Source organism: Streptococcus sp. FSL R7-0212, from assembly GCF_038007985.1.
In the GTDB taxonomy this organism is placed as follows: domain Bacteria; phylum Bacillota; class Bacilli; order Lactobacillales; family Streptococcaceae; genus Streptococcus; species Streptococcus parauberis.
In genome coordinates, this window is sequence record NZ_JBBOYF010000001.1 from 218,502 (window position 1) to 234,466 (window position 15,965).

Consider the following 15,965-nt stretch of genomic DNA (forward strand, 5'->3'; position numbering starts at 1 on the left):
TATATTAACCTTTAAAAGTAATATAACTGATATTATTTTCAGTTAACACTTGAGATATATTGTCCTGAATTTTTTGAAAATTTTCGTAGTTTTCTACTATTTCCTTTTAATTTGATTGATTCATTATTTTGCCTCATTTATTTTGAAAAATTTATCTCTTTAATTATTAGTTATAGATTCTACATTAGTAACACACTGTTTGTTGCTTACTTAAATATAGCTCGTTGTATGCTTTTAAAGAATTTTTAGCCTTTTTTCGATAATAGGCTTTCTTATTATTTATGTAAATAGCCAAGAACTACAATTCTAGACTCTTCATATGAAATAATAAACAAACTATAGCACAGAATATTTTATTATTCAAACCTTAATGTGGAAATTAACTCAAATGATTTTCCATCAAATTTTGAATATGGACTTTATAAGGTTTTGTTATCAACAAGGATAAGAATTGATGAAGTCTATGTACTTGAACGGTCTGACCTTGGCCTAATTAATGGTACAATAAAGATTGATAAGACTTACAGTAAAACTATTAAGTAATTAAGAACTACTAAGTCAACATCTGATATACATATATTTCATTTCATGCTCACACATGCTAGCTTATTATTATTGCTTGTATTAGCTACAAAGAATTGCAATATCGTCTAGGTCATGCTAATATATCGATGACATTAGATACATATGTTCACTTATCCAAGGACAAGGAAAAAGAAGCGGTATTCTATTTTGAAAAAGCAATAAATAGTATTTAGTACGAAAAAAGGTACACAAAAAAATATAACGTCAACTACTAAGGTCTTAGAAACCTTTATATATCAACATTTAGAAAGACTAGGTAACAACATTATGGCTAAATTTGGCTTTTTATCAGTTTTAGAAGAAGAAATGGATAAGCATTTTCAATTTGATTATGCCATGGATTGGGACAAGAAAAATCATGCAGTGGAAGTGACTTTTGTTTTGGAGGCTCAAAACTCTGCGGAAGTGGAAACGATTGACGACCGAGGGGAAGTCACTCAAGAAGATATTGTCTTTGAAGATTATGTGATTTTCTATAATCCAGAGAAAAGCTCTTTTGATAAGGATGACTATTTGGTGGCCATTCCTTACGAACCAAAAAAAGGTTTGACTCGTGAATTTTTGGCTTACTTTGCCCAATTTTTGAATGATGTGGCAACGGAAGGCTTGTCAGATTTGATGGACTTCCTTGAAGATGACACGAAAATTGACTTTGGCTTAGAGTGGAATCAAGAACTTTTCGAAGAAGGACAAAAAGGATTGGAAGAAACAGAATTCTTCGCTTATCCAAGATATTAAAAGAGGACAAGATTAATGAATGCATGGCAAGAATTGACAGTGACCGTCCATCGTGACGCTGAAGAGGCTGTCTCAAATATCTTAATTGAAGCTGGTAGCCAGGGTGTAGCCATTAGTGACACAGCTGACTACCTAGGGCAAGAGGATCGTTTTGGTGAGCTCTATCCTGAGATTGAGCAATCCGAGATGGTTGAAATTACGGGTTATTTTCCGGATACTATGGGCATTGACCAAGTCAGACAAGTGATTGACCAAGGGATTAAAGCCTTGGAAGGAACAGGTCTGGCAGTTGGTCATGTCGCTGTCGCTTCCAAAGAATTGATTGAAGAAGACTGGGCTGACAACTGGAAGAAATATTACCAGCCAGCCCGAATCACCCATGATTTGACCATTGTCCCATCATGGACTGATTATGAATCTAGACCAGAAGAAAAAGTCATCAAACTTGATCCTGGCATGGCTTTTGGAACCGGGACACACCCAACGACCAAAATGAGCCTATTTGCTTTAGAACAAGTACTTCGTGGTGGTGAAATAGTCATTGACGTGGGAACTGGTTCTGGCGTCCTTTCCATTGCTAGCTCACTACTCGGTGCAAAGGATATTTATGCTTACGACCTCGATGATGTAGCTGTTCGTGTGGCCCAAGAAAATATCGACCTCAATCCAAGCACAGAAAATATTCATGTGGCAGCAGGTGATCTTCTTCGTGGAGTGGACATTCAAGCAGAGGTTATTGTCGCCAACATCCTTGCTGATATCTTAATCCACTTAACAGAAGATGCTTACAGATTGGTTAAGGATGAAGGTTATTTAATTATGTCAGGAATTATTTCTGAGAAATGGCCAATGGTTAAAGAAGCAGCAGAAGACGCCGGTTTCTTCCTTGAAACTCACATGATTCAAGGGGAGTGGAATGCCTGTATCTTCAAGAAAACAGATGATATGTCAGGAGTGATCGGCGGCTAATGCAACAGTACTTTATATCAGGCGCAGCTCAGCCACTTGTTACTATCACAGATAAAGACACGATTAAGCACATGTTTCAGGTTATGCGCCTGGGCGATGGCGACCAAGTCGTACTAGTCTTTGATGATGGGATTAAATATTTGGCTAAGGTGGTAGATGGCGCCGCTTATCAATTAGAAATTGTTCAAGACTTGGGCGAGAATCTGGAGTTACCCGTGCAAGTAACCATAGCCAGTGGCTTTCCGAAGGGGGACAAGCTAGACTTTATCACGCAAAAAGTGACAGAATTAGGGGCAGCAGCTCTTTGGGCCTATCCGGCCGACTGGTCAGTGGTTAAGTGGGACGGCAAGAAGTTAGCTAAAAAAGAAGAAAAATTAGCAAAAATTGCCTTGGGCGCCGCTGAACAAAGCAAACGAAACAAGGTGCCAGAAATCAAACTTTTTGAGAAAAAGGCAGATTTTATCGGCCAATTAGCCGAATTTGATAAAATCCTCATCGCCTATGAAGAGTCAGCCAAAGAGGGTGAAAAGAGTGCTTTGGCGCGTGCGTTGGCGACTTGTCAAACAGGTCAAAAAGTTCTCTTCATCTTCGGACCAGAAGGTGGCATTTCACCAAAAGAAATTGAAATTTTTGAAGAAGCGGGTGGCTTCAAAATTGGCCTCGGACCACGTATCATGCGTACCGAGACCGCACCACTTTATGCCCTCAGTGCAGTTAGTTATGCTTTGGAGATGAATAATTAAAACAAGTAGTTAAATGACTGCTTGTTTTTTATATATTAAGTATTGACTTAATTTTGGAAATGCTTTATAGCTTAGTTAAGCAATTACTTAATAAAAATAAAGTGGTGATTTATGAAAAAGATATTTTCCAATAAATTATTTATGGCGACCTTTGTGTCGGACTAGATTTCCAATTTTGGAGATATTGTCTATTATCTAGCACTGATGAACTATGTTCTAATCTTACCTAATGGAAAAACGGCCATAGCCCTAGTGACTATTTCTGAGACATTCCCATTTTTAACTAATATTGTAATGGGGATACTTGGAGATAGAACAAAAAATAAAGTTGATACTATTTTAGGACTCTATTTTTCAGAGTATTATTATATGGCATTATTGGTCTGGTTATGGGATTTAAGCCTACCTTATGGATTCTTGTTATTGCTGCTATCATTAATGTTCTTTCAGACCTAGCTGGTCAATATGAAAATGCACTGTTTAAGCCTGTAACGCTGAGAATTATTAAGGAAGAAGATAGAGAAAAGTTTTTAGGTTTTCGACAAGGAACGATGACTGGTTTCCAAATGGGTTTTATGGCCAGTGGTGCTATTTTATTAATGATTTTTAACTTTCAACAATTGGCATTTGTTAATGCTTTAACTTTTTTGATGAGCTCCATAATCATTTTATCCATTCGAAAAGGGTTAAAGAAAAAAGTAGTAGATGCACCCATTCATATAAATGAGAGTGAAAAGAGTGACCCTTTAAAAAAGAAATAAAAAAATCTTTATACACCGCATATGAGTCCCTGTCAAAAGTCCCAGTCTTAAAATCTTCCATTATCATAGTCGCTGGTCTCAATGCTATTTTAGCTGTAGAGGATGCTATTCTATTATTAATTTTTAAAGAAAATCCTAATTTTGGCTTTGGCTCACTTGCGGCTACAATTGCAATTTTAGGTTTAGTTTCTAGTATTGGAATGATATTAGGTAGTTTTCTGCTTGCTAGGGATCAGTTTACAATTACAATTGAACAGTCGCTTTTAGGATCAATAATTGCTGTTGTAACCTTGTTTCTTGGTATTTTTCTTCAGAATGTTTATACAATGATATTTGCAATAGGGCTATTATCCATCAGTATAGGGATCACCAATCCAAAAGTAGAGGTGCTAATTATGAAAACCATGCCAGAGAATCAATTAGCAACTATTTCATCAGGAAACTTTACTTTTGGTACCTTTAGTATGGTTATTAGTAAAGCACTTGTTTCAGCCCTGATACTTTTTCTTTTGGCGACAATGAGGACGCAATGGAATTCACTGCCAAAGAAAAAGAAAATTTTAAAGACTATTTTGAAGTCATAGAGGACATTAAATTAAAATTAGCACCATTTAAAGAAGAAGCACGTCATTATTATTTATTTGGGTATAGTATTAGTCTTTTACACGCTGTATATTATGATGCAGAAGAAAATGGTGTTCGTTGTGAAACTGTTAAAGATGTTCATGATTATGCGTTAAGTTTATCTAAAGAAAAAATTCGGAAATGCATTGCCTATCTGCTCATAAATCATAAAAAAGACAATCAAAAAGATTTTTGGACATTGCTAGAAGAGTCGACTATAAAAGCTGAAACTAAGTGGTATTTTAGTCAGTTTTATAGAAATCCACAAGAAAGTATGAAGCAGTTGGTGGATTTATCAATTCAACTAAACAAGATTTATCGACCTTATTTTGAAAAAGGATTAACTATACGGCAATCATATGCTAAACAGTTTAGTTTAGAAAAATTTATTCAAAAATTGCCAGCAAATATTGGTGAAAATCTTCTATCTGAAGAATTTGAACGTCATATCTATATCCTCAGCCCTTGGCTTATCAGGCTTTCGATGATTGATTTTAGCATTAAGGATAAATTTAGACTTGGTTTGATAATAACGTGTCATATTGAAAACTTCTTCCACTCCGAGGATGATTTAGATGATGAAGACTTTTCAATTGTATTAAAACTTCTGAGTGATACTAGTCGTTATCAGGTATTGCTGGAAGTTTTAAAACCCAATTTTAAAAGTAAAGATATTGCTAAGCAACTAAATATTACTGCGGCTGCAGTCTCTTTCCATACTCAAAAATTAGTCAATGCTCAAATTCTGCAATTTAATACAGAGGATGAGGATGGAAAATATAACTTAAATAAAAAACTCTTAAATAATGTTCTTGAAAAAATGGTTGAGGACTTCAAATTAAATGAAAAATAAAAATGAATTCCTGAAAGGGGATTCATTTTCTTCTTGACAGGTTAGCTTAAAATGTCTATTCTATTTAAAAAAGAAGCTTTAAAGGAGAAATCGTGGTTACAATTAAAGATGTGGCAAGGTTAGCAGGGGTTTCTCCCTCTACTGCCTCGCGAGCAATGCATGATAATGATATGATTAGTCAAGCAACCAAGGACCGAGTTAAAAAGGTTATGGAAGAATTGGACTATTCGCCTAATTATTCTGCTCAAAATTTGGTCAAACGCCGAAATAATACGGTAGGGATTATTTTACCAATTAGGGAAAGTCATGAAACAATAGGTGACAACCCATTCTTTATGCAAATTATTCAAGGCATTTCAGGGATTTGCACTGACAAGCAACAGATGGTGGCTTTAGCCACTGGACGTACAGAGCAAGAATTACTTGCTAATATAACGACCATGATTCGTAGTGGAAATATCTCTAAGTTTATTTTCCTATATTCTAAAGCTGAAGATCCAGTCTACAATTTTGTCACTCGAGAAAAAGTTGACTGCGTCGTTGTCGGTCGTTCATTTACGGAAGAAGAAAGCGAAAATTCACAGTACATCGATAATGATAACAGACAAGCTGGGTATGACGCTAGTAAGTATATACTTGATAAAGGCTTCAGCAAAGTTACATATATCTATAACGATATGGATGAAATGGTTCAAGCAGAGCGTTATATCGGCTTTGCCAATGCTATGAAAGAAATAGGGCAAAAAGCTAATAGTTTTAACATTTCTTTGGCTGATTGTTTAAAATTGCAGAGCTACTTGCTAGAAAATCCAACTCAAGCTTTCGTCAGTTGTGATGATATTATGGCCATTAAACTGCAAAAATTGCTCCGAGATATCGGTCAGGGGGCTGACCAGAAAGCAATTATCAGCTTTAATAATTCAATTATTGCGCAAATCGCAAATCCTTCATTAACTTCTGTAGAGATTTTTCCTTACAAGCTAGGTGAAGCAGCAGCAGAAGCAATACTAGCAGAAAATCATAGCAAAAACGAGCTAGTTATCATTCCTCATCAAATTATTGAACGGTCATCAACACAAGAGTCCTAATGCAGATTAGGCTCTTTTTTGACAAATTTTAAGAAAACGCTTTACAAATTAATAGTGAGGGGGTATAATAAAAAAAGAAAGCGCAAACGTTTGCGTAAAACGTTTGCGTGATGCCTTAATGGGATGGTTTGTAGAAATAAGAGGAGATAATGATGAAATCACAGATTAAACAATTTTTTAGTTTCGAATTTTGGCAAAAATTTGGAAAATGTTTGATGGTTGTTATCGCAGTTATGCCTGCGGCAGGTTTGATGGTTAGTATTGGGAATTCAATTCCAATGATTAATCCTAATTTAGCAATCCTAGTAACTATTGGACACGTTGTTGCTGAACTTGGTTGGGCAGTTATTGGTAACTTGCATTTACTATTTGCACTTGCAATTGGTGGGTCATGGGCGAAAGAACGTGCTGGTGGTGCCTTCGCAGCCGGCTTAGCTTTTGTTTTAATTAATCGTTTAACAGGTGCTATCTATAATGTAAATTCAGCTATGCTTGCTGATCCTGAAGCAAAAATTAAGAGTCTTTTGGGAACTGAAATAGTTGTTAAAAACTACTTTACAAGTGTTTTGGAATCACCAGCTCTTAATACTGGGGTTTTCGTAGGGATCATCGCCGGTTTTGTTGGTGCAACAGCTTTTAACAAATATTATAACTATCGTAAACTTCCTGAAGTTTTAACTTTCTTCAATGGCAAACGTTTTGTTCCTTTTGTTGTTATCTTACGTTCAACTCTTGTTGCTTTAGTCTTAGCTCTTATCTGGCCAGTTATTCAAGCTGGAATCAATGGTTTTGGAATGTGGATTGCTTCCTCACAAGACACTGCTCCAGTTCTAGCACCATTTATCTACGGAACAATGGAACGTCTCTTGTTACCATTTGGCTTGCACCATATGCTAACAATTCCAATGAACTATACTGCTCTTGGTGGTACATATGAAGTAATGACTGGTTCTGGTGCAGGTACGAAAGTATTTGGTCAAGATCCGCTTTGGCTTGCATGGGTAACTGACTTAGTTGGTCTTAAAGGTTCTGGCGATACTGAAGCTTATAAACATTTAATGACAACTGTTACACCAGCTCGTTTTAAAGTTGGTCAAATGATTGGAGCAACTGGTACATTGATGGGTATTGCATTTGCAATGTACCGCAATGTTGATGAAGATAAAAAAACGAAATATAAAATGATGTTCATTTCTGCTGCGGCAGCTGTATTCTTAACTGGGGTTACAGAACCACTTGAGTATATGTTTATGTTTGCTGCTATGCCATTGTACATCGTTTATGCAGTAGTTCAAGGTGCTTCATTTGCCATGGCTGACTTGATTAATCTTCGTGTTCACTCATTTGGTAATATTGAGTTGCTAACACGTACGCCAATGGCTATTAAAGCTGGTCTTGGCATGGATTTATTTAACTTTGTTTGGGTTTCTATTCTCTTTGCTGTAATTATGTACTTCATAGCTGATTTCATGATTAAGAAAATGAACCTAGCGACAGCTGGCCGTTTAGGCAACTATGATGCTGATATGTTAGAAGATGCTTCACCTGAGGAATCAGGTAAGGTAGCAGATGCCAACTCACAAATTGTTCAAATTATTAATTTATTAGGTGGCCGTGATAACATTGCTGATGTTGATGCTTGTATGACGCGACTACGTGTTTCAGTTAAAAAAACTGAAAAAGTTGGGTCTGAAGATTTGTGGAAAAAAGCTGGTGCTATGGGTCTGATTGTTAAAGGCAATGGTGTTCAAGCAGTTTATGGACCAAAAGCTGATATCTTAAAATCTGATATTCAAGATTTATTAGATTCAGGTGCTACAATTCCAGCGTCAAACTTCTCCGAAAAAGAAACTGTTAAAGAAGTAACAAGTTTTAAAGGATTGACTGAAGAAATAATGACTGTCGCTGATGGCCAAGTAATACCAATTACGGAAGTTAATGACCAAGTTTTTGCAGGTAAAATGATGGGTGACGGCTTTGCTGTTGAACCTGAAAGAGGAGAAATCTATGCACCAGTTTCAGGTCTTATAACTAGTGTATTCCCAACCAAACATGCTTTTGGACTATTGACAGATAATGGTCTAGAAGTACTTGTCCATGTTGGTCTTGATACAGTTGCATTGAATGGGGTACCTTTCTCTGCAAAAATTAAAGAAGGACAAAAAGTTCAAGCAGGTGACTTACTAGTTGTAGCTGATTTAGCTGCCATCAAATCGGCTGACCATGAAACGACAATTATTGTTGCCTTTACTAATCAAGCTGATATTGAGTCTGTTGAATTAGTGGCACAAGGAAAACAAGTCGCAAAAACTGTCGTTGCTAAAGTAATGTTATAAAATAAGAGAGAGTGGCGTATACAATTGGTCACTCTTCTTGTGCTTATGAAGGAGATGAGATAATGGCAAAATGCTTAACTTTAAATACCCATTCATGGATGGAAGTAAATGCTTTGAAGAAATTAGTTGATCTTGCAGAGCATATCATGGCAGAAAAGTATGATATTATCTGTCTTCAGGAGATTAACCAATTGATTGAGAGTGAGGTTGCAAGTGAGCTCTTCAATTATCAACAGGTACCAGGAACGCCTTCAATTCATAAGGATAATTTTGCTTTGCTTTTAGTTAATTATCTAAGAAAGCACGGCCATGATTATTTTTGGTCATGGGCTTATAATCACATTGGTTATGGGATTTACAATGAAGGCGTAGCAATTCTATCAAAGGAACCACTGAAAGTTTCGGATGTCCTAATTTCGAAGGCTGATGATGAGACGGATTTTCATACGCGTCGTGCGTTGGTTGGAAAGACGAAATTAGATGGTCGTGAGGTTACGGTTGTTAGTCTGCATATGTCTTGGTATGGGAAGGGCTTTGAACGTGAGTGGAAGACGCTGGAGTCTCATCTTTTAAAATCTGTTGATGGGCCTTTGATGTTAATGGGTGATTTTAATAATCCGACGGACTTGGAAGGTTATCAAATCATCGCGAGCAGTCCCTTAGGTTTACAAGATAGCCATAAGGTTGCCCAGTTTGTTTTTGGGGATCACAGTATAATGCAAGACATCGATGGATGGGAAGGCAATCAGCATGCTTATAAAGTAGACCACATTTTTACAAGTCAGGACTTTGAGATTTCATCTTCAGAAATTACTTTTGAAGGTGGTTATGCCCCTATCGTTAGTGACCATTTTGGACTTGAAATAACAATTAGATAAATAGAAAAAGACTAGGAATCAACTTCCTAGTCTTTTATTAATGGCTCTATAATTTCTGTAGTGGGTAAATCCACTGTAGAGATTATGGAGCCTTTTTGAGTATATACAAAAAGTCCCATATGACCTATAATGAAAAGTGCTCAAACTATCATTTTAGAAAGACTCATATGGAACAACTAAATCTTATCACAAATTTTCTCAGAATTAAAGACAAAAATATCACTATCACTGATGAATATGATATGGGAACTCACTTAGAACTCCACGGTCACTTGGACTACACAGCCCCTAAATGCCCAAAATGCAAGGGACAAATGGCTAAGTACGACTACCAGAAAACTTCTAAAATCCCCTACTTAGAAACTGCTGGCTACCCTTTACTTATCCGCCTTAGAAAGCGTCGTTTCAAGTGTAAAGATTGCGGAAAAATGGCGGTCGCTGAAACTCCTCTTGTCAAGAAGAACCACCAAATCTCTGTCGCTGTTAACCAGAAAATCGCACAATTACTCATCGAAAATCAAGCAATGAAACATATTGCACACAGGCTATCAATTTCAACATCGTCAGTTATGAGAAAGCTCAATGAGTTCAAGTTTGAAACGGATTGGAATACCCTACCTGAGGTGATGAGTTGGGACGAGTATGCCTTCAAGAAGGGGAAAATGAGCTTCATCGCTCAAGATTTCGACTCCCTAAATGTCATCGCCATTCTCGACGGAAGAACTCAAGCAACCATCCGAAACCACTTTCTTCGCTATCCTAGAAAGGTTAGAAATCGGGTCAAAGTGATTACCATGGATATGTTTAGTCCCTATTATCAACTTGCTAAACAACTTTTTCCGAATGCAAAAATTGTACTCGATCGCTTTCATATCGTGCAACACCTTAGTCGTGCTATGAACCGTGTCCGTATTCAAATTATGAATCAATTCGACAGAAAATCGCAGGAATACCGAGCCTTGAAACGTTACTGGAAATTGATACAACAAGATAGCCGTAAACTCAGCGATAAACGATTTTATCGTCCTATGTTTCGAATGCATTTGACTAACAAGGAAATCCTAGAAAAACTCCTGTCTTTCTCCGAGGAACTACGACAACACTATGTACTCTATCAGCTTCTCTTATTTCATTTCCAAGAGAAGAACTCAGACCATTTCTTTGACCTCATCGAACAGGAAATAGCCATCGTTAATCCTATTTTCCAGACGGTATTGAAGACATTTTTAAAGGATAAAGACAAGGTTGTAAACGCCATGGAATTGCCTTATTCCAACGCCAAACTGGAAGCTACCAATAATCTCATCAAAGTCATTAAGAGAAATGCCTTTGGTTTCAGGAACTTTGAAAACTTTAAAAAACGGATTTTGATTGCATTGAACATAAAGAAAGAGAGGACGAAGTTCGTCCTCTCTAGGTGTTAGCTTTTCATCTACCCACTACAGTTGACAAAGAGCCTTATTAATTTGGTGAGAACTTGAAATTTGGCTTCGTCGATGGATAATTCCGATGAAAGGATTTGTTCATTGAATAAGTCGAGGAAGTCCTTATCATTCCACCATTTTTTTAAGGCATCTTGACCAAAATCATTGGACTTTGGTCGACTTGCATGACGTTTGACGGTTTCTTCAAAGGATAAATCATAGTAATAAGCTTGGCAGTCATTTTGATAGTTGTCAAGAAGATGATCCCAGATGGGTTGATACCAGTCTTTTCTAAGAATTCCTTCAATGATAATAAAGTTAAATTTAGGATAGCTAAAATCAATTAGATGAATAAGTAGCGTAATCGTTGGAGTGTCAAAGCCATCATGAGCGCCTAATAAGTCTCTCCTAATAATATCTTGAGACAAGATAATGCACTTTTCAGGAAATTGACTTTGAACGGCTTTGGCAAGACTAGTTTTACCACTGGCTGAATTGCCTCGGATAATGATTATTTTTGCCATTACTGTCCTCCAAACTAGTCAATCATATCACTCAATAAATATGCATCCACCAGTTTTTCTGTTGCTTCTACGGAATCAATGTGGGTACGTTCGTAGGAGTGGCTTGATTCGATACCTGCCCCAAGGAGGGCATGGCGAACTTCAGCACCAGAACGCATAGCTGCTGAGGCATCAGAACCATAATATGGATAGATATCAAGTTTGTAAGGGATATTATTTTCTTGGCATAGGGCAACCATTTGTTGACGCAATTCATAATGGTAAGGTCCTGAAGCGTCTTTAACACAGATGGATACAGTATACTCATCTGTTGTTTGATCGTCTCCCATAGCTCCCATATCAACTGCTAAGTATTCGACTGCTTCTGATGGAAGGCTTGAATTAGCACCGTGTCCGACTTCTTCAAAGGCTGAGAAGTAAAAGTGTGTTGTGTAAGGAAGTGTAATATCTTCTTGTTTATATTTTTTGAGTAGTTCAATCAGGATGGCTGCAGATACTTTGTCATCTAAGTGACGTGATTTAATAAAGCCGTTATCTGTTACAATGACACGTGGGTCAAAGGAAATAAAGTCTCCGACTTCGATGCCAAGTGCGCGTGTTTCGTCGGCAGTTCGAACCTTTTCATCTAAACGAACTTGCATGTTAGATTGATTACGTTCAGCAGTTCCAGCATCTTTATAAACATGAACTGAAGTTTGATGGATTAAAATTGTTCCTGAAATTTCTTTGTCATTGTGAGCAAGGTGAACGGTACAGTTTTCGCCTTCGATGGCATTATAAACAAAACCACCAACTAAATCCATTTTTAAACGACCATCAGGTTTAATGGCACGAACCATTGCTCCTAGAGTATCAAGGTGGGCAGTAACCACACGGTGTTTTTGATCGTTATCTCCTTTTACAGAGACCATTAAGCCACCTTTGTTAGTGCGAATGACTTCATAGCCAAAGGAAGAAATCTCTGCAGCAACATAATCCATAATACGTCTAGTGAATCCTGTTGGCGAAGGAATTTGAGTTAGTGTCGTAATGTAATCAACTGTCGTTTTCATAAAAGCTCCTATCAATTTTTCTTTCAACTCTCCTATTATATCATGACTGAGCAGGAGAAAGAGAAAAAGGCCCGAAAATTCTGACCTTCTTTTTATGCCTTAAATGATTCTCTGGTTTCTAAGATGACTTTCGCAAGTCGTTCAATATCAGAAATGGTTCCACGCATCTCAAAATCCCCAATCATTGGGAATCCGAAGCGTTTTGAATATTGCTTTGCGGTCAAGCAATATTGGTTATTGAAGTTGAGATTACCTGAACCAATAACCCCGAAACACTGCTTATAGTTGTCATGCGCAGCGATAAAATCCCCAAGAGGAGTGGTAAGAATTTCGACATCACCAGAATCAAGTCCGTTCCCACCTTCTAAGTAAGTTGGTAAGATAGCAACGAAAGGTTGTTCAACAGGAAAAGTTTGATGATTCTGATCTTTGATGTTAATAGGATTTGCGGTGATTTGATAGTTTTCAGCTAAATAAGTAGAGAGGCGTTTGACGAAACTTAAGGTGTTTCCACTCAAACTAATAAATACAATGGTTAACTCAGACATATGACTCCTTAACTATATGTTGTAATCTATTTATCAGTTTAACACAATATATAGTTGTAGACAAGATGAAAAATGGTGAGAATTGAGTATCAAAAAAGCGTAGACATTGCTTGTCTTCGCTCTCAGCATTTTTGTTTAGTTTTGACGACGATTTTTTCTTGTGAAGAGTGCGCCAATGCTTAGGAATGCAAAACCAAATAGAGAAATGGTTTGTGATTCCTGGCTACCAGTTGTTGGTAAGCTTTCTGTTTTAGCTGCTAACTGCCGTACCAGTTGTGATGACCATGATCAAAAAAAGCACTCTTGGAAACAAAGTGATTTTTCATTTTTTTTCATTCTTCTTAATAAATCTCCTAAATTTTCCCAAATAAGAACTTGGAGTTCTATTACATCGATAGTAAAGGCTTTCAGCAACATTAAACACGGACTTTTATTAAGGTTTTTTAATAATATCTCAGTTTTTGATAGATATAAATTATAGTAATAGAAAATAATGTATAAAAAGTTTGCCTTTAAATGACTTTAAGATAAGAATTCTTCCTTTTTCTTTTGGAATGAAAGTGTTAAAATAGGAAAAAGACTAGATTTAGAGGATAATAATGGCAAAAGAAGTGAATTTATCAGGGGAAGAAGTTGTAGCTTTGGCTCAAAAATATATGAATGACAAGGATCTTGCACTTGTTAAAAAAGCTTTAGGCTACGCGACTGATGCTCATTTTTACCAAGCTCGCAAGTCTGGAGAGCCATACATTATCCACCCGATTCAGGTGGCAGGGATCTTGGCTGACTTGCAATTAGATGCAGTTACGGTCGCTTGCGGCTTTCTTCATGATGTTGTAGAAGATACAGAGATTACTTTAGAAGATATTGAAGATGAGTTTGGTAAAGATGTTCGCGATATTGTGGATGGCGTAACCAAATTAGGTAAAGTAGAGTACAAGTCACATGAAGAACAATTAGCCGAAAATCACCGTAAAATGTTAATGGCTATGTCCCGTGATATTAGAGTTATCTTGGTCAAATTATCAGACCGCTTGCACAATATGCGAACACTAAAACATTTGCGTAAAGATAAACAAGAGCGTATCTCGCGTGAAACAATGGAGATATATGCGCCATTAGCACATCGCTTGGGAATTAGCCGAATTAAATGGGAATTAGAAGATCTCTCTTTCCGGTATTTAAATGAAATTGAATTTTATAAAATCACCCACCTCATGTCTGAAAAACGTCGTGAGCGTGAAGCCTTGGTTGATAATATCGTTGAGAAGATAATTAGCTACACCAACGAACAAGGACTATATGGGGAAGTTTACGGAAGACCAAAACATATCTATTCCATCTACCGGAAAATGCGTGACAAGAAAAAACGCTTTGACCAAATCTTTGATTTGATTGCCATTCGTTGTATCATGGAAACCCAAAGTGACGTTTATGCCATGGTTGGTTATATCCATGAATTGTGGCGTCCAATGCCTGGTCGTTTTAAGGATTATATTGCTGCGCCAAAAGCCAATGGCTATCAGTCAATCCACACAACTGTCTATGGTCCTAAAGGACCAATTGAGATTCAGATCAGGACTAAAGAAATGCATCAAGTTGCCGAGTACGGGGTTGCCGCACACTGGGCATACAAAAAAGGTCTCAAAGGTAAAGTCAGTCAATCAGATCAAAAAGTTGGGATGAATTGGATCAATGAACTGGTTGAACTGCAAGATGCCTCAAATGGTGATGCCAAAGACTTCGTTGACTCAGTCAAAGAAGAGATTTTCTCAGAACGTATTTATGTCTTCACCCCAAATGGTGCCGTTCAAGAGTTACCAAAAGAGTCTGGTCCAATTGATTTTGCCTATGCCATTCATACCCAAGTGGGTGAGAAAGCGACTGGGGCAAAGGTCAATGGCAAGATGGTTCCATTAACCTCAAGATTAAAAACAGGTGATGTGGTTGAGATTGTCACAAATCCAAATTCATTTGGTCCAAGTCGTGACTGGATTAAATTGGTCAAAACTAATAAAGCTCGCAATAAGATTCGTCAGTTTTTCAAAAATCAAGATAAAGAACTATCAATCAATAAAGGTCGTGAATTGCTAGTCTCTTACTTCCAAGAGCAAGGCTACGTGGCCAATAAATACTTGGAACGCAAACGAATCGAGGAAATCCTACCTCGCCTTAGTGTTAAAAGTGAGGAATCCTTGTATGCTGCAGTTGGCTTTGGAGATATTAGTCCCTTATCAGTTTTCAATAAATTAACTGAAAAAGAACGACGTGAAGAAGAACGTGCTAAACTTAAAGCTGAAGCCGAAGAATTGGTCAAAGGTGGCGAAGTTAAGCACGAAAATAAAGAAGTGCTTAAAGTTCGGAGTGAAAACGGTGTTATCATTCAAGGAGCTTCAGGGTTATTAATGCGAATTGCAAAATGCTGTAATCCAGTTCCAGGTGATCCTATTGAAGGCTACATTACTAAGGGCCGAGGAATTGCCATTCACCGGGCCGATTGTAACAACATCAAGGGTCAAGACGGCTATGAACAACGCCTAATTGAAGTCGAGTGGGATTTAGATAACTCAAGCAAGGATTACCAAGCAGAAATTGATATCTATGGATTGAATAGAACAGGCTTACTAAATGATGTTCTACAAATTTTGTCAAACTCAACCAAGAGTATTTCAATGGTCAATGCCCAACCAACCAAAGATATGAAGTTTGCTAATATCCATGTCAGCTTTGGGATTCCTAACCTTGTTGAATTGACGACAGTTGTTGAAAAAATAAAAGCTGTTCCAGATATTTATAACGTCAAACGTCGTAATGGTTAAGTGAGTTTAAGAAAAAGGTGTGG

Annotated in this window: 16 protein-coding genes and 1 pseudogene; 13 read left to right on the forward strand and 4 right to left on the reverse strand. The window is 37.2% G+C overall.

Going from position 1 to position 15,965, the window contains the following annotated elements; all coding sequences use genetic code 11:
* Positions 1-405: 405 nt before the first annotated feature.
* The 11 genes and pseudogenes from MKY69_RS01260 to MKY69_RS01310 form a co-directional block, all read left to right on the forward strand.
* Positions 406-758, forward strand: a pseudogene (locus MKY69_RS01260) (tyrosine-type recombinase/integrase); the annotation flags it as partial.
* 94 nt (positions 759-852) lie between these two features.
* On the forward strand, positions 853-1,323 hold the full coding sequence (locus MKY69_RS01265; RefSeq protein ID WP_100084170.1) for a DUF3013 family protein: 471 nt from the start codon (positions 853-855) through the stop codon (positions 1,321-1,323).
* A gap of 15 nt (positions 1,324-1,338) precedes the next feature.
* Entirely contained in the window at positions 1,339-2,292 is a 954-nt protein-coding gene (gene prmA, locus MKY69_RS01270) for a 50S ribosomal protein L11 methyltransferase (RefSeq protein WP_062806751.1), read from the forward strand.
* Positions 2,292-3,035, forward strand: coding sequence for a 16S rRNA (uracil(1498)-N(3))-methyltransferase (locus MKY69_RS01275; RefSeq protein WP_004235316.1), 744 nt, complete (start codon positions 2,292-2,294; stop codon positions 3,033-3,035). The genes prmA and MKY69_RS01275 overlap by 1 nt, the downstream gene beginning before the upstream one ends.
* A 389-nt stretch (positions 3,036-3,424) precedes the next feature.
* The gene (locus MKY69_RS01280; protein WP_257876054.1) at positions 3,425-3,796 is read left to right on the forward strand and encodes a hypothetical protein; all 372 of its coding nucleotides are present in this window, start codon (positions 3,425-3,427) and stop codon (positions 3,794-3,796) included.
* 326 nt (positions 3,797-4,122) lie between these two features.
* The gene (locus MKY69_RS01285) at positions 4,123-4,380 is read left to right on the forward strand and encodes a hypothetical protein (protein ID WP_257876055.1); all 258 of its coding nucleotides are present in this window, start codon (positions 4,123-4,125) and stop codon (positions 4,378-4,380) included.
* Positions 4,326-5,273 (forward strand): ArsR/SmtB family transcription factor, encoded by a 948-nt coding sequence (locus tag MKY69_RS01290; protein ID WP_100084172.1) that lies wholly within the window; start codon positions 4,326-4,328, stop codon positions 5,271-5,273. The genes MKY69_RS01285 and MKY69_RS01290 overlap by 55 nt, the downstream gene beginning before the upstream one ends.
* 92 nt (positions 5,274-5,365) lie before the next feature.
* Positions 5,366-6,361, forward strand: a complete 996-nt coding sequence (locus MKY69_RS01295; protein ID WP_004235307.1) for a LacI family DNA-binding transcriptional regulator — start codon at positions 5,366-5,368, stop codon at positions 6,359-6,361.
* A 152-nt stretch (positions 6,362-6,513) separates the two neighbouring features.
* Complete coding sequence (locus tag MKY69_RS01300) at positions 6,514-8,697, forward strand: PTS transporter subunit IIBC (RefSeq protein ID WP_076751789.1); 2,184 nt, start codon at positions 6,514-6,516, stop codon at positions 8,695-8,697.
* Between the two features lie 62 nt (positions 8,698-8,759).
* Entirely contained in the window at positions 8,760-9,575 is an 816-nt protein-coding gene (locus MKY69_RS01305) for an endonuclease/exonuclease/phosphatase family protein (RefSeq protein WP_003103668.1), read from the forward strand.
* A gap of 167 nt (positions 9,576-9,742) precedes the next feature.
* Complete coding sequence (locus tag MKY69_RS01310) at positions 9,743-10,999, forward strand: ISL3 family transposase (protein ID WP_017768237.1); 1,257 nt, start codon at positions 9,743-9,745, stop codon at positions 10,997-10,999.
* Between the two features lie 8 nt (positions 11,000-11,007).
* On the opposite strand, the gene MKY69_RS01315 is transcribed toward MKY69_RS01310, so the two are convergent.
* The 4 genes from MKY69_RS01315 to MKY69_RS10545 all read right to left on the reverse strand — a co-directional run bounded on the left by MKY69_RS01315 (position 11,008) and on the right by MKY69_RS10545 (position 13,330).
* Positions 11,008-11,523, reverse strand: coding sequence for an AAA family ATPase (locus tag MKY69_RS01315; RefSeq protein WP_340790835.1), 516 nt, complete (start codon positions 11,521-11,523; stop codon positions 11,008-11,010).
* A gap of 14 nt (positions 11,524-11,537) precedes the next feature.
* Positions 11,538-12,575: a M42 family metallopeptidase gene (locus MKY69_RS01320; RefSeq protein ID WP_340790836.1), complete on the reverse strand. Its 1,038-nt coding sequence runs from the start codon at positions 12,573-12,575 to the stop codon at positions 11,538-11,540.
* Positions 12,576-12,667: 92 nt separating this feature from the next.
* On the reverse strand, positions 12,668-13,123 hold the full coding sequence (nrdI, locus tag MKY69_RS01325; protein ID WP_003102705.1) for a class Ib ribonucleoside-diphosphate reductase assembly flavoprotein NrdI: 456 nt from the start codon (positions 13,121-13,123) through the stop codon (positions 12,668-12,670).
* 135 nt (positions 13,124-13,258) lie between these two features.
* Positions 13,259-13,330 (reverse strand): LPXTG cell wall anchor domain-containing protein, encoded by a 72-nt coding sequence (locus MKY69_RS10545; RefSeq protein WP_367682862.1) that lies wholly within the window; start codon positions 13,328-13,330, stop codon positions 13,259-13,261.
* Here MKY69_RS10545 and MKY69_RS01330 point away from each other — a divergent pair.
* Both MKY69_RS01330 and MKY69_RS01335 read left to right on the forward strand, forming a co-directional pair.
* Complete coding sequence (locus tag MKY69_RS01330; RefSeq protein WP_004235298.1) at positions 13,299-13,604, forward strand: hypothetical protein; 306 nt, start codon at positions 13,299-13,301, stop codon at positions 13,602-13,604. The genes MKY69_RS10545 and MKY69_RS01330 overlap by 32 nt on opposite strands.
* A 118-nt stretch (positions 13,605-13,722) precedes the next feature.
* A complete protein-coding gene (locus tag MKY69_RS01335) occupies positions 13,723-15,942 on the forward strand; it encodes a RelA/SpoT family protein (protein WP_004235297.1) in 2,220 nt (739 codons plus the stop codon).
* Positions 15,943-15,965 lie beyond the last annotated feature (23 nt).

What these genes read in the sequence shown, in the direction of transcription:
- MKY69_RS01265 (WP_100084170.1), top strand. Translation starts at nt 853, where the DNA reads ATGGCTAAATTTGGCTTTTTATCAGTTTTAGAAGAAGAAATGGATAAG.
- prmA (WP_062806751.1), top strand. Translation starts at nt 1,339, where the DNA reads ATGAATGCATGGCAAGAATTGACAGTGACCGTCCATCGTGACGCTGAA.
- MKY69_RS01275 (WP_004235316.1), top strand. Translation starts at nt 2,292, where the DNA reads ATGCAACAGTACTTTATATCAGGCGCAGCTCAGCCACTTGTTACTATC.
- MKY69_RS01280 (WP_257876054.1), top strand. Translation starts at nt 3,425, where the DNA reads ATGGGATTTAAGCCTACCTTATGGATTCTTGTTATTGCTGCTATCATT.
- MKY69_RS01285 (WP_257876055.1), top strand. Translation starts at nt 4,123, where the DNA reads ATGATATTTGCAATAGGGCTATTATCCATCAGTATAGGGATCACCAAT.
- MKY69_RS01290 (WP_100084172.1), top strand. Translation starts at nt 4,326, where the DNA reads ATGGAATTCACTGCCAAAGAAAAAGAAAATTTTAAAGACTATTTTGAA.
- MKY69_RS01300 (WP_076751789.1), top strand. Translation starts at nt 6,514, where the DNA reads ATGAAATCACAGATTAAACAATTTTTTAGTTTCGAATTTTGGCAAAAA.
- MKY69_RS01305 (WP_003103668.1), top strand. Translation starts at nt 8,760, where the DNA reads ATGGCAAAATGCTTAACTTTAAATACCCATTCATGGATGGAAGTAAAT.
- MKY69_RS01310 (WP_017768237.1), top strand. Translation starts at nt 9,743, where the DNA reads ATGGAACAACTAAATCTTATCACAAATTTTCTCAGAATTAAAGACAAA.
- MKY69_RS01315 (WP_340790835.1), bottom strand. Translation starts at nt 11,523, where the DNA reads ATGGCAAAAATAATCATTATCCGAGGCAATTCAGCCAGTGGTAAAACT.
- MKY69_RS01320 (WP_340790836.1), bottom strand. Translation starts at nt 12,575, where the DNA reads ATGAAAACGACAGTTGATTACATTACGACACTAACTCAAATTCCTTCG.
- nrdI (WP_003102705.1), bottom strand. Translation starts at nt 13,123, where the DNA reads ATGTCTGAGTTAACCATTGTATTTATTAGTTTGAGTGGAAACACCTTA.
- MKY69_RS01330 (WP_004235298.1), top strand. Translation starts at nt 13,299, where the DNA reads ATGCTTAGGAATGCAAAACCAAATAGAGAAATGGTTTGTGATTCCTGG.
- MKY69_RS01335 (WP_004235297.1), top strand. Translation starts at nt 13,723, where the DNA reads ATGGCAAAAGAAGTGAATTTATCAGGGGAAGAAGTTGTAGCTTTGGCT.